The organism is Sphingomonas sp. CCH5-D11 (assembly GCF_001557395.1).
GTDB lineage: Bacteria > Pseudomonadota > Alphaproteobacteria > Sphingomonadales > Sphingomonadaceae > Sphingomonas.
Genome location: NZ_LSKH01000166.1, coordinates 1 through 12,160, shown reverse-complemented (window position 1 = coordinate 12,160; position 12,160 = coordinate 1). Strand labels below are relative to the sequence as shown.

Here is a 12,160-nt window from a genome sequence, read left to right as displayed (position 1 = left end):
TTTTCGACGCCGATCACCCCGCTACCGGGGTCCCTTTTCCACGCCGATCCACAGCACGACGTGAGAACTTGATCCAAGCGGCGCGCGATGCGTTCGCCGCCCATGGTTTTCATGGCACCGGCATCGCCCAGATCGCACAGGCATCAGGCGTTGCCGTTGGGCAAATCTATCGCGATTTCGCCAACAAGGAGGCGATCGTGGCGGCCATTGTCGAGAGAGACCTCGAAGAGTTTCTCTCGGAGAGCGGCCTATGCGCGGCCAACAACAGCGGGCATCCTGAAGCGGTACGCAAATGGATCCGGGATTTCGTCGCTTGCGAGGAGCGAGGCGATGGTGGACGCCTGTTTGCGGAGATCATGGCGGAAGCATCGCGCAACGAACGGATCGGCGAAATTGCCCGCGGTTTGCAGAGAAGGATGCATTGCGCGCTTACGACTGCCTTGCAGTCACTTGTCCCGACCAGCGTCAGGCTTGAGCGATGTGAACGGGTAGCCGAAATGATCCACACCATCGCTTTCGGTGTCTTTCAGCGTCGCACCATAGACCCCAACTATCCCCCTGCGACGGCAATCAACATGCTGATGGACTGCATCGATACTGCGATCGATCATCTGCAGCGCGAAGCAGGCTAGCTCGCCCTCACCCGCAACCCAATGTTCACTGCCGTATGCGCAGTCCAACCCAAAGCGTTCGGGGCGTGGCTCGCTCCACCACGCCAACACCGCTGATGCCTGCCTCCACTTGCTCGTCCAGCAGGTTCTCGCCGCGCAACTCCATGGCGACACCAGGCATGAGCGGCGCAGCCAGATACGCGTCGACCGTCGTTGCCGGTGCGAGCTCCCGGCCATTCTGGTCGTCCTCGAACTGGCGAGCGACATGCCGCAAGGTAGCTGACGCAGTCCATCTACCGCTTCGCATGCCAAGCGTGCCCGACACCTGATCCAATGGGGTTTGAGCTGGCCTGAGATCATCCAGCGTTACGGCCAAACCTGTCGCCTCCACCCGCGGATCGACGTGGCTCCACGATGTTAGGGCAAATACCGGCCCGGCCTGCCACCTTGCATCCAGCTCGAAGCCTTTCGACTCGATCGCATCGAGATTCTGCCTGACGCGGTATGTTCCGGCCACGAAGCCAACACCCGGGAACGTTCCCGGCCCGACGCCGGCGGTGACGTTCGAGATGGCGTCTTCCAGACGATTCCAGAAGACCGTTGCACTGAACGAAATGTCGGCGGTGGGAGCGATCGTGACACCACCGTCGACGCCACTCAGCTGCTCGGGTTTCAGCAAGGCGTTTGCAGCGGTCGCATCAGCGCCGACGCGGAACGGCCGGTAGAGTTCATTCAGCGTCGGCAAGCGCCACCCGCGATAGGCGCTCGCGCGGAGCGTGATGTCCTTGGAAGCGGCGAATGCCACTCCAGCCCGCCCGGTCCACTCCGTGCCGGTTCGATCTTCGAACTGCGCGTCGGTGAGTGGCACGCCGGTCGCCAAGGTATATTCGTTCAGACGCCCATCGGCGATCCGCCATCGATCGACCCGACCGCCCAAGGTCAGCGTCCAGTCACCCGCCGTCACCGCGCCGTCGATGAACAGACCCAACGTACGACTGTTCCCGCCTGCGATCCGCCGCCGCGTCGGTGAGCCGTCGACAAAGGTGTAGTTTTCCTGTGTCCGCCCTTCGACATTCCGCCAATCCATGCCAAGCCGCAGATCACGCCCCGAGCCAACAGGAGGCACGATCTCGAAGCGAGCGCCCATTCCGGTTGCAGGAGTGTTATATTGATCCAGGGTCTGCGTGGCGCTCCCCCGGTCTGCTGGCACGCTGGCGAACTGCGACGCGAAGGCCCGGGTCTGAAGATAGGCAAGTGCCGAATAGCCCCATCTTCCCCGTCCGACCAGCCGAACACTGGCATCAGCCCCCTCGCTAAGATTTGCCGTAAAGGCCGTGCCACGCTCACGCCGATCGGTGAAGGCGCTGAGGTTTGCTTGCAGCTCCGTATCAGGCGAGAGTCGAAGCCCCCCCCTCACCGCTGCCGATGCCTGCTCGTAACCGGCAGGCCGATCCGCCGCGCCGCGCGCTTCCGCGATCGTCGGCACGAAGCCATCGCCGCGCGAATAGGCAGCCGACAGCGTTGCAAAGCCAACACCGGCCAACATCGTGCCGGACCCTTGCGCATCAAGGGAGTCGCGGCTTCCATAAGCAAGCGAGCCGGCGATGCCCGGCTGCTCACGCGGATCGGCGCTTTCCAGCTCCACCGTACCGGCGAGCGCTCCGGGACCGAAATAACCACTACCGCCGCCGCGCGACACTCTGATCCGGCCGATCCGATCCGTGGCATAAGCGGGAAAAGGCACCCACCCGCCGAACGGATCCGTTTGCGGGACACCGTCGAAAATCAGCAAGGCCCGGCTGGATGCATTGCCGCCGATACCGCGCAAGGAAATGCCCTGGCTGGTCGGGTTCGCCGACCGGGAGTCCGAGCGTCGGAACTGCTGTAGGCCGGCGACGTCCGCAAGCACGCTTTCCAGCCGATCGCTTGCGTTCGCCGAAATACGGTCGGCATCTATCGTCACCACGCTCGCCACGCGGTCCCCGGCTCGATCCTCAAGGCCTCGGCCCGTCACGATGATGTCCGGCGCGGTTTGCGCCAAAGCGGGAGTAGCAAGAAGCAAGGCGCCGAACGCACTGAGTCGAAAGGTCATATGGCGCCTTGCCTACGACGCGCCGGTCAGCGCAAGCCATACCTCCAGGCATTCATGAGCTAAGCGTGGTTCAACTCCACGGCTGCAAGCGCATCCGTGAAACGGCGACGCCACCAGATCACATCCTCACGGCAAACATTGTCGTACATCTTGCGCCAGCGTGCGATCCTTTCATCGCGCGGCATGGCCAGCGCCTGCTCGATCGCGTCCGCCAGTTCGTCCGGGCTATACGGATTGATCAACAACGCCTCGCCAAGCTGTTCCGCAGCGCCGGCAAATCGCGACAAGATCAATACGCCCGGATCTTCAGGATCCTGCGCCGCGACAAATTCCTTCGCCACGAGGTTCATCCCGTCGCGCAGCGGCGTGACAAGCGCGACGCGCGCCGCGCGGTACACGCCGGCAAGAACATCCCGCGGCAAACCCCGGTTCACATAGCGAAGCGGAACCCAGTCGATTTCCGCGAAGGCGCCATTGATGCGGCCGGAAAGCGCGTCCAGTGTCGCGCGGATCTCTTGGTAGCTCTGAACCGTCGCGCGCGAGGGCGGCGCGATCTGCAACAACGACACATTGGTGCGCTGATCGGGTCGCGTTTCCAGGAAGCGCTGATAGCCGTTGAACCGCTCTTCGATGCCTTTCGAATAATCGAGCCGGTCCACACCGACGATCAGATCACGCCCGCTGACGCTTTCGACCATGCGGGACAGTGTCGTTGCCGCCTTGTCGCCGTTCGCTGCGGCGATGAACTCGCTTGCATCGATGCCGATCGGGCATGCAATGGCCTTGATGGTGCGACCTCCTACCGTGACCTCGTCATTGGGCCCGATGGTGCCGTCCATCTCCCGCTCAACATAGTCGTGAAACGTCTCGAGCCACTCCCGCGTCTGGAAGCCGACGACGTCATAAGCGAACAACGCCTCCACCAATCGCCGATGCTCCGGCAAGGCGATCAGCAACCGCGTCGGCGGCCAGGGTATATGGAGGAAAAATCCCAGCCGGTTCCTCACACCCTTCTGCCTCAGCATCCAGCCAAGCGGCACCATGTGATAGTCGTGAACCCAGACCAGATCCTCGGGCTCGATGTGCGGGCTGATAACCTCGCTGAACAGGCGGTTGACCCGCTCATAACCGCCCTGGAAGTCGCGCTCGAACTCGGTCAAACCCAGCCTGTAGTGGAACAGGGGCCAGAGCGTGCGATTGGCATAGCCGTCGTAATATTCCTCGACATCCTGCTCCGGCAGATCGATCGTCGCAGAGGTTACGCCATCATAGGTCTCGAACCGCAGTTCACCCGTGTCGCCGGTGTTGCCGGACCACCCGAACCAGATACCGTCCGCTTCGCGCAGGGCAGCGGTCAGCGCGACCGCCAACCCGCCCTGCGCGCTTGGTTGTTCCGCGGTGGGCGCCGACACCCGGTTCGATATGACGATCAGGCGGCTCATCGGATCGCGCTCCAGGGCTTGCTCAGCAACACCGCGCAATTGATGACACCGACCAACGAATAGGTCTGCGGGTAATTGCCCCATAGCTCACCAGTGACGGGATCGATGTCTTCGGACAGCAGGCCGGCGGGCGTACGCCGCGACAGCATCTCTTCAAACAGCTCGCGTGCGTCAGCGTCCCGGCCGGTAAAGTGCAGGGCCTCGATCAGCCAGAAGGTGCAGACGTTGAAGGCAGTATGAGGCAGACCGAAATCGTCCTCTGTGGCGTAACGCAACATGTGCGATCCGCGCCTCAGCCCACCCTCGACTGCATTGAGCGTGGACTGGAAACGTGGATCATCCGGCGCCAGGAACCGAAGGTCGAGCAGCTGCAGAAGGCTGGCATCAAGATCGTCGCCGCCGAACGTCGCCGACATCCTTTGCGTCTCCGGCCGCCAGGCTGCCTCCTCGACGCGCGCCCGCATGATGTTCGCCCGGTCACGCCAGAAGATCGCCCGTTCGAAAAACCCCAGAGCCTGCGCACCATTCGCCAGCCGATCACAGGCGGCCCAGCACATCGCGGCCGAATAGGTGTGCACGTGACTTTTGGTCCGCAGCTCCCACAAACCCGCATCCGGCTTGTCGAACTTCTCCCAGGCGCGCTCACCCACCGGTTCGAGCGCCTCAAAATCGTCTCGGTCCGCTACGCGCAGCAAGCGATGATCAAAAAAGGCTTGTGCGTTCGACAGGACGATCTGCCCGTAGGCGTCGTGCTGGATCTGCTCATATGCCTGATTGCCGACGCGCACCGGCCCCATGCCGCGATAACCATTGAGAGCCGGAGCCTCGCGCTCAACCAGCGTCGCCTCACCACCAACGCCGTACAACGGCTGAATATGGCCATCCTTTGCATTGTCGACGATGTTGCGAAGATATTCGAGATAGCTTTCCAGGACGTCGAGCGCACCTAGACGGTTCAAGGCCTGAACCGTGTAATAAGCGTCGCGTACCCAGCAGTAGCGATAATCCCAGTTCCGCTGCGAATCCGCATGTTCAGGGATGGAAGTCGTCAGCGCAGCGACGATCGCGCCCGTTTCCTCGTGCTGGCAAAGCTTCAGGGTGATAGCCGAGCGGATTACGGCTTCCTGCCACTCGTACGGAGTGGCCAGGCTGCGCACCCAATGCTGCCATTCCTCAATGGTGCGATCGAGCATGTTCTCGAGCGACACGGCAATATCGTCAGCAAAACTTTCATCCGGCCCCATGAAAAAGTAAAGCGGTCGCTCGACCCTGAACATGCGCTCGTCTTCGATCCAGCCGACCGGCGCCGTGGTGGACAGGCGAACGACGCTGTCATCCAGGAGATACCGAATGTGATTGGAGCCGCGGGTAGTATCCGCCTGCCCCTCACCCCAGTTCGTCGCCGGTCGCAATCGGATGCGCACTCGCGGGCTGCCCGCCACAGGCCGAACGATGCGAACGAATGCGACCGGACGATATTTGCGGCCGTTACGCGTAAAGCGCGGGCAGAAGTCTATTACCTCGATCGCGCTTCCATTCTCGTCCTCGTGACGTGTGACCAGGATGGGGGTGTTTCGAATATAGTGCTGCTTCGTTTCCCGCAGGCGATCGATATCGATCTCCCAGAAACCGAAGGCATCATCTCCGGCCGGTGGCTTGTCATCAAGCAGCGAACAGAATGCAGGATCGCCGTCCACCCGCGGCAGGCAGCCCCATACAAAGCGGCCCGCACGATCCACCAACGCTGAAACCTGGCAGTTTCCGATCGGCCAAAGATCCATTGTCGCCGTCATGCCGCAGTCCCCAGCCAATTTCTTACCGCGGCGACATCATCCAGCCGATACGTCGCCGCAGTCTCGCGTGCTGGTCCGACCAGCACGCCAACCCCGTTCAGCGTGGCCACTGCCGCAAAGCCGGCTTCATCGGTCACGTCATCTCCGACAAACACTGGCTTGCATCCTTGGAATGCTGGTTGGGACAGCAAAGAGGTGATGCCGCTGCCCTTATCGTGCCCGCCCGCACGAAGCTCCACCATCATCTTGCCTGTTTGCAACACCAGGCCCTCTTGTCCGGCGAAATCCTCCGCCAGTCGGCGGGCTGTGGCAGCCTGCTCCGGCGCCATGCGATAATGAACTGCTACTCCCAGAGACTTCACTTCGATCACCACCCCCTTCTGCCCCGCGAACGCGGCGGAAAACACTCTTTCCGCCTCATCGAGTGCGGCGGGACGAGCAGGCGTCAGTCGCTCACCGGAAACCCGCAGTTCGGCACCATGGCTACCGACCACTGCGATCTCCGGAACGGCAAGCCCGAGAAAATGCTCGATTTGCGCCACCGATCGCCCACTCACTAAGGCGAGACGTCCGGCAAAGGTTCCCGCAAGGCGCCGCAACAGCGCAACCAGCCCGTCATCGACGATAACGGCGTCAGGCCTGTCGACCAGCTCAACGAGCGTGCCGTCGAAGTCGAGCAGTATACAATGGCCCGCCGCGATCAGGGCAGGTGGCGGAGGAAGCATGCGTGCTGTCACCATGTCAGCGGCTCTAGCGGCCTGACGGCGCCTCGTCAGCGCCTCATGTGCTGGCGCAGGCGCGGCAAGTCTGCCATCACGTGAAAAAAGCACATGATGGGGCGGATGGCCGATGTTCCTCAACTTCCTTGACGAGCTGCGCGTCGCAGGCATTCCGGCGAGTTTGAAGGAGCACCTGTTGCTCCTCGAAGCGCTGGAAAAGGACGTGATCGAACGCACACCGGAGGACTTCTATTATCTCTCCCGGTCAGTGTACGTGAAAGATGAAGGACTGCTCGACAAGTTCGATCAGGTTTTCGCCAAGGTATTCAAGGGCATTGAAACCAGCTTCGCTCAGGAGGGAGCTGAAATTCCCGCCGAGTGGCTGAAGGCTGTGACAGAGAAATTCCTGACGCCCGAGGAAATGGAGGCGATCAAGTCTCTGGGCTCGTGGGACGAGATCATGGAGACGCTGAAGAAGCGGCTTGAGGAACAACAAAAGCGTCACCAAGGCGGCAACAAGTGGGTGGGTACCGGTGGGACCTCGCCTTTCGGCAATTCCGGCTACAATCCAGAAGGCGTGCGGATCGGCGGAGAATCGAAACAGAAGCGCGCGCTGAAGGTCTGGGATCAGCGCGAATTCAAGAATTTGGACAATACGCGCGAGCTTGGCACCCGCAATATCAAGATCGCGCTTCGTCGCCTGCGCAAGTTCGCCAGGGAAGGTGCGGCGGATGAACTGGACATCGATGCGACCATCGACGGAACTGCCCGGCAGGGATGGCTGGACGTCCACATGCGCCCGGAACGCAGGAACGCTGTCAAATTGCTGCTGTTCCTAGATGTCGGCGGATCCATGGACCCGTTCGTCAAACTGTGTGAAGAGCTCTTTTCAGCGGCGACCAGTGAGTTCAAAAACCTGGAGTTTTTCTACTTTCACAACTGCCCCTATGAAGGCGTGTGGAAGGATAACAAACGCCGTTTTGCAGAACGGACGCCAACTTGGGACGTCCTCCATAAGTTCCCACATGATTACAAGCTGGTGTTCGTCGGCGACGCCTCAATGAGTCCTTATGAGATCACGCATCCGGGTGGCTCCGTGGAGCATTTCAACGAGGAGTCGGGCGCAGTCTGGATGCATCGACTGACGACAACCTATCCTGCGGCAGTTTGGCTGAACCCCGTCACCCAGTCGCAATGGGGATATTCTCAATCGGTAAAGGTCATCCGTGAGTTGATGAACGACCGCATGTATCCGCTTACCCTAGCTGGCCTCGACGATGCGATGCGGGAACTGACCCGCAAGCGATAACGGCTTGAGACCGGGCGAGCATTGCCGCGCCCGGTCAACACTTTCAATGCTGGGCTAGCGCGACCCGCGCCAGACCCGCACCCGTGCGCTTGCTTTAACGCCGCCCTGATGCGCCGGGCACCGCGTATATTGAAAGCGCTTGTTCATGCAGATCCAGACTTCATCCAGCCAGCCCTGACGATCGGTAGTGATCTTCATCATATCCGACCTCATCCCAGGATTAACACGGGCGATGGCGTTGGCGAGCTTTCCAGCAGAGAGCGGCTGCCGCGATAGCGACACCATGTCCGGGTAGCGCAACTTGCGGTACAGGCTGGTGGCCTTGGCGAAGTAGCTGTCCGGCGTCTCGCCCGCCATACAGGTACCGTGCTTGGCCCATTCATGCTGAAGCAACTGCGCAGAGGGGGTGGAGCAGATGTTTGCGCGGATCGTGCGTTCGGAAAGCAGCGGCGTTGCTTTGCAATATTGCGGCCACTCCTTCCCGACACCGTCGGGCCAAAGCCCGTGCAGAACAAAGCCGAAGCGATTGCCCCCGCCGCATTGCACACGGGAACGCGCCGCTCGGTCCGGCTGGCGGCAATATTGCGGCGACCAGCTTATCGCGAGGGTATAGTGACCGATCGGCAGGAGGCGCTGCGGCTCCTTTTCGTTCGGCAGGTCGGGGTGAACCGTCAGCATGCCGCTGTCCGGCACTGAGCATTGATACGCCTGTGCTGTTGCCACAGCGGGCAACATCGCAAGCGTCAGCCCCATCCATCTGATCATCAATCGAACTCCATGAAACTCGCGCCGGCCGTAGCCCTGGCGAGGAAACTCATCCTCAGAGCTGAATAGGATCCGCATCAATCCCTACTGCGGCCCCGCACACACTTCGACTTGCGACAGGCGTCAGCAGATCACGCGATCTCGTAATCAAGACCGATATCGGCCGCGGGCGCAGATTGGGTAAGCCGGCCGACGCTGACGAAGTTCACGCCCGTTTGCGCCACCGGCCGGATCGTCTCCAGCGAAATGCCGCCCGATGCTTCGGACGGGATGCGGCCATCAATCATCGCTACTGCCTGGGAAAGCACCGCAGGAGGCATATTGTCCAAGAGAAGCCGCGTAGCGCCGGCAGCGATCGCCGGCTCGATCTGTTCAAGCCGGTCAACCTCCACGATGATCTCGGCGATACCTGCCGCGCGCGCTCGGGCAACCGCGATCGACACGTCACCGGCGACCGCGACATGGTTGTCTTTGATCATCGCGGCGTCCCACAGACCCATACGGTGGTTCTGCGCACCGCCCATGCGGGTGGCATATTTCTCCAGCAGGCGAAGTCCAGGGAGAGTCTTGCGGGTATCCAGCAGCACCGTGCCCGTTCCCGCAAGACGATCCACGTACAGGCTAGTCATGGTGGCGATCCCCGACAGGTGCTGGACCGTATTCAGGGCGGAACGCTCAGCGGTCAGGAGCGCGCGTGCCTGGCCACTTATCCGCATCAACACAGAACCGCGGGCAACACGAGCGCCGTCCTTTGCCAAGGCTTCGACAGTAGCCGCAGGATCCAGATGCCGGAAAAACGCGCTGGCAACTTCAAGCCCCGCGACAGTGATCGCGTCGCGGGTCGCCATCACGGCATTGAACCGGGCGTCGGCGGGAATCACCGCCTCGGATGTGACGTCGACACCGGGGCCAAGATCTTCCGCCAGCGTTGCCGTGACAAACGCTTCAAGATCAAAGTCCTGTATCACGGGAGTGTCTCCTCCGGCGCGACGCCCCACAAGCGGGTCGCCTCTACAAAGCCGACTTGTCCTCGCACATCAAAGCGGCACCAGCCGCGAGCGCATTGGCTCACGCGCCCCACCACGCCCGGCTCCGCACGCCAAAGCACCCGCGCTCCGAAGGCCGGTCGATCGCGCAGTTCAGTAACTGCTTCCTGCACGATTGCCGTTCGCGTGCTGCTGATCAAATTGCCCAGCATCCAGCCCTGCTCTCCGCCGGGATCCTCAACCTTGCGCCACTCCTTGAAGACGTCGACGACCCGCACCGGCAGGTCAGCACGCACATAGAGCCAGGTTGCAGGATATGAGCGGCCCGGCCCTGAACGCATCCTCGCCTTCCCGGCGCCGATCGACGCGAAATACGGGGGCTTGGGTTTCTCTTTTCCGGTTTGCGCGGCGACGCTGCCTCCCGAAATCAACACGGCAAGCATCGCCAGTCCTGCCGTCCATCGCCGCATGATCGTCCCCCCGTCGCGCACAATGTTCTGTAGCCGGGTGTATCGCCCAGCTTCAACCGATCGTTGACGCGAAAGCGCCGCTTCGCCAAGCCTGCGGCATGGTCGATACGCGCCGTTGCCCCAATCCTCGGGTCTTTGTTACCCGCGAGCTGCCTGACGCCACCATGAACCGGCTTGAGGATCTGTTCGACACGGTCAACAATCGGGCGGACCAAGTCATGTCGCGGGAACAGCTTGCCGCAGCCATGAAGGATTGCGACGTACTGGTCCCGACCGTGGTCGACACGATCGATGCCGAACTGATCTCCGCCGCCGGCGATCGGCTTAAGCTGATCGCGAACTTCGGTGCTGGTGTGAACCACATCGACCTGAGGGCTGCACGCGCACGCGGTATCATCGTCACGAACACGCCGGGTGTACTTACCGAAGATACGGCCGACATGACGATGGCGCTTATCGTCTCGGTCCCGCGTCGCCTGGCCGAAGGCGAGAAGCTTGTTCGCTCTGGCGAATGGAAGGGCTGGAGCCCAGGCGGCATGTTGGGTCACCGGATTGGCGGCAAGGCACTTGGTGTCGTCGGCATGGGGAGAATCGGCCAGGCAGTAGCGCGCCGAGCCCGCGCATTCGGCCTTTCCGTACATTATCACAATCGCCACCGCTTACCGAAAGTCCTGGAGGCAGAACTGCAGGCACAATGGCATCCGAACTTGGATGAGATGCTTGCCAATATCGACATTCTGACCATCCACACGCCGCGCAATGCAGACAGTGAGAACCTGATCAGCGCGCAACGGATCGCGCTACTGCGCCCTCACGTCTACCTGATCAACGCGAGCCGTGGCGGCATCGTTGATGAAAATGCGATGATCGATGCACTCGAAGCGGGACGCCTCGCCGGCGCCGGACTCGACGTCTGGACACATGAGCCGGTGATCGATCCCCGGCTGCTCGCCCTGCCGAATGTCGTCATGACCCCGCACATGGGATCCGCGACGTTCGAGGGCCGTCTTGCCACCGGCGAAAAGGTGATGACGAACATCCGGATGTGGGCCGATGGCCATCGACCACCCGATCAGGTGCTGGAAGGTTGGGTCTGACGGACTTCTTAATTCAGGCTGCTGTTTCGCTGGGAACACAAAGCAAACCTACTGCATTTTACGATCGTTCAACATGATCGGAGATTTCGCAATGAAGAATGCAGTTCTTCTGCTGATGCTTGGCGTGACCGCTGTTGGCACCTCGGCGTGCTCAACTTTGAGGGGAGCCGCGATCGGCGGTGCTGGCGGCGCTGGTGTTGCTGCGGTGTCGGGCGGCGACGTCGAGAAAGGCGCGGCTGTCGGCGGTGCGGCCGGCGCAGTCGTAGGAACGATCGACAACTGATTGCCGAACCTGGCCACTATCTCCGTTGCGCCGCACGTCGGCGCAGCGGAGACAGCTGGCGGGTGGTGGCTCAGTCGCCGGTGAGGATCCGATCGACCAGCTGCTTCACCGTGGGCACGAAGCCGTTGGAGTAGAACGGATCACGCTTGAAGTTGTAGGCGGCATGGCCAGCGAACATCAGGTTCGCTTCGGTGTCGCCGCCATGAGCGATTTCCTGCAGCGTCTTCTGAATGCAAAAACTGCGCGGATCGGCAAGGCGACCGGTGGAATTGGTCTCGGTATCCGCCCAGCTCGAGAACAGGCACTGGCTGAGGCATCCCATGCAATCGGCCTGATCCTTGCGGATCTCCGCCTTTTCCTGGGGGCTGACGAAGACAAGCGTGTTGTCGGGCGTCTTCAACGCATCGGTGAAACCATGGCCGAACCATTCGCGGGCACGCAGCAGATCGTTGCGCGTGACCCAGAAGTTCTTCCCCTTCACACCGACATCAAGCTGGAAGACGTGATCACCCGCCTCCTGCGTCGAGAAGGCGATCTGGCGTTCCGAACGGGCCTCGAGGCTGCGGAGGAACGGATTACGCACAGCCGACGAA

The 12,160-nt window shown here is 61.5% G+C and carries 11 protein-coding genes and 1 pseudogene; 4 read left to right on the top strand and 8 right to left on the bottom strand.

Annotation, left to right across the window (positions count from 1 at the left end; genetic code table 11):
• The coding region (locus tag AX702_RS23810) for a TetR/AcrR family transcriptional regulator (protein WP_156455401.1) at positions 1-632 on the top strand (632 nt) is incomplete at its 5' end.
• A gap of 25 nt (positions 633-657) precedes the next feature.
• Here AX702_RS23810 and AX702_RS23815 read toward each other — a convergent pair.
• Genes AX702_RS23815 through otsB form a run of 4 tightly spaced genes read right to left on the bottom strand, consistent with a single transcriptional unit; the run spans position 658 to position 6,678 of the window.
• Complete coding sequence (locus AX702_RS23815) at positions 658-2,703, bottom strand: TonB-dependent receptor (protein WP_082746134.1); 2,046 nt, start codon at positions 2,701-2,703, stop codon at positions 658-660.
• A 59-nt stretch (positions 2,704-2,762) separates the two neighbouring features.
• Complete coding sequence (locus AX702_RS23820; RefSeq protein WP_066778285.1) at positions 2,763-4,145, bottom strand: alpha,alpha-trehalose-phosphate synthase (UDP-forming); 1,383 nt, start codon at positions 4,143-4,145, stop codon at positions 2,763-2,765.
• Complete coding sequence (locus tag AX702_RS23825; protein WP_066778287.1) at positions 4,142-5,938, bottom strand: glycoside hydrolase family 15 protein; 1,797 nt, start codon at positions 5,936-5,938, stop codon at positions 4,142-4,144. Before AX702_RS23825 ends, AX702_RS23820 begins: the two co-directional genes overlap by 4 nt.
• Positions 5,935-6,678, bottom strand: coding sequence for a trehalose-phosphatase (otsB, locus tag AX702_RS23830; protein WP_231731772.1), 744 nt, complete (start codon positions 6,676-6,678; stop codon positions 5,935-5,937). The genes AX702_RS23825 and otsB overlap by 4 nt, the downstream gene beginning before the upstream one ends.
• A gap of 109 nt (positions 6,679-6,787) precedes the next feature.
• On the opposite strand from otsB, the gene AX702_RS23835 reads away from it, so the two are divergent.
• A complete protein-coding gene (locus tag AX702_RS23835) occupies positions 6,788-7,966 on the top strand; it encodes a vWA domain-containing protein (protein WP_066778291.1) in 1,179 nt (392 codons plus the stop codon).
• Between the two features lie 54 nt (positions 7,967-8,020).
• Here AX702_RS23835 and AX702_RS23840 read toward each other — a convergent pair whose 3' ends face one another.
• From AX702_RS23840 to AX702_RS23850, 3 genes are all read right to left on the bottom strand, one after another.
• Positions 8,021-8,731 (bottom strand): ribonuclease T2 family protein, encoded by a 711-nt coding sequence (locus tag AX702_RS23840; RefSeq protein WP_066778293.1) that lies wholly within the window; start codon positions 8,729-8,731, stop codon positions 8,021-8,023.
• Between the two features lie 131 nt (positions 8,732-8,862).
• Positions 8,863-9,699 (bottom strand): carboxylating nicotinate-nucleotide diphosphorylase, encoded by an 837-nt coding sequence (gene nadC / locus AX702_RS23845; protein WP_066778294.1) that lies wholly within the window; start codon positions 9,697-9,699, stop codon positions 8,863-8,865.
• Positions 9,696-10,187, bottom strand: a complete 492-nt coding sequence (locus AX702_RS23850) for an SH3 domain-containing protein (protein WP_066778295.1) — start codon at positions 10,185-10,187, stop codon at positions 9,696-9,698. Before AX702_RS23850 ends, nadC begins: the two co-directional genes overlap by 4 nt.
• 98 nt (positions 10,188-10,285) lie before the next feature.
• On the opposite strand from AX702_RS23850, the gene AX702_RS23855 reads away from it, so the two are divergent.
• Together AX702_RS23855 and AX702_RS23860 are read left to right on the top strand one after the other, a co-directional pair.
• On the top strand, positions 10,286-11,284 hold the full coding sequence (locus AX702_RS23855) for a 2-hydroxyacid dehydrogenase (RefSeq protein WP_066778296.1): 999 nt from the start codon (positions 10,286-10,288) through the stop codon (positions 11,282-11,284).
• A gap of 91 nt (positions 11,285-11,375) precedes the next feature.
• Positions 11,376-11,567 (top strand): YMGG-like glycine zipper-containing protein, encoded by a 192-nt coding sequence (locus AX702_RS23860; protein ID WP_066778299.1) that lies wholly within the window; start codon positions 11,376-11,378, stop codon positions 11,565-11,567.
• 70 nt (positions 11,568-11,637) lie between these two features.
• On the opposite strand, the pseudogene AX702_RS23865 reads toward AX702_RS23860, so the two are convergent.
• Positions 11,638-12,160: pseudogene (locus tag AX702_RS23865) on the bottom strand (nitronate monooxygenase); the annotation flags it as partial.

Excerpts from the sequence above, each read along its gene's own strand:
- AX702_RS23815 (WP_082746134.1), bottom strand. The coding sequence starts at position 2,703 with ATGACCTTTCGACTCAGTGCGTTCGGCGCCTTGCTTCTTGCTACTCCC.
- AX702_RS23820 (WP_066778285.1), bottom strand. The coding sequence starts at position 4,145 with ATGAGCCGCCTGATCGTCATATCGAACCGGGTGTCGGCGCCCACCGCG.
- AX702_RS23825 (WP_066778287.1), bottom strand. The coding sequence starts at position 5,938 with ATGACGGCGACAATGGATCTTTGGCCGATCGGAAACTGCCAGGTTTCA.
- otsB (WP_231731772.1), bottom strand. The coding sequence starts at position 6,678 with ATGGTGACAGCACGCATGCTTCCTCCGCCACCTGCCCTGATCGCGGCG.
- AX702_RS23835 (WP_066778291.1), top strand. The coding sequence starts at position 6,788 with ATGTTCCTCAACTTCCTTGACGAGCTGCGCGTCGCAGGCATTCCGGCG.
- AX702_RS23840 (WP_066778293.1), bottom strand. The coding sequence starts at position 8,731 with ATGATCAGATGGATGGGGCTGACGCTTGCGATGTTGCCCGCTGTGGCA.
- AX702_RS23850 (WP_066778295.1), bottom strand. The coding sequence starts at position 10,187 with ATGCGGCGATGGACGGCAGGACTGGCGATGCTTGCCGTGTTGATTTCG.
- AX702_RS23855 (WP_066778296.1), top strand. The coding sequence starts at position 10,286 with ATGGTCGATACGCGCCGTTGCCCCAATCCTCGGGTCTTTGTTACCCGC.
- AX702_RS23860 (WP_066778299.1), top strand. The coding sequence starts at position 11,376 with ATGAAGAATGCAGTTCTTCTGCTGATGCTTGGCGTGACCGCTGTTGGC.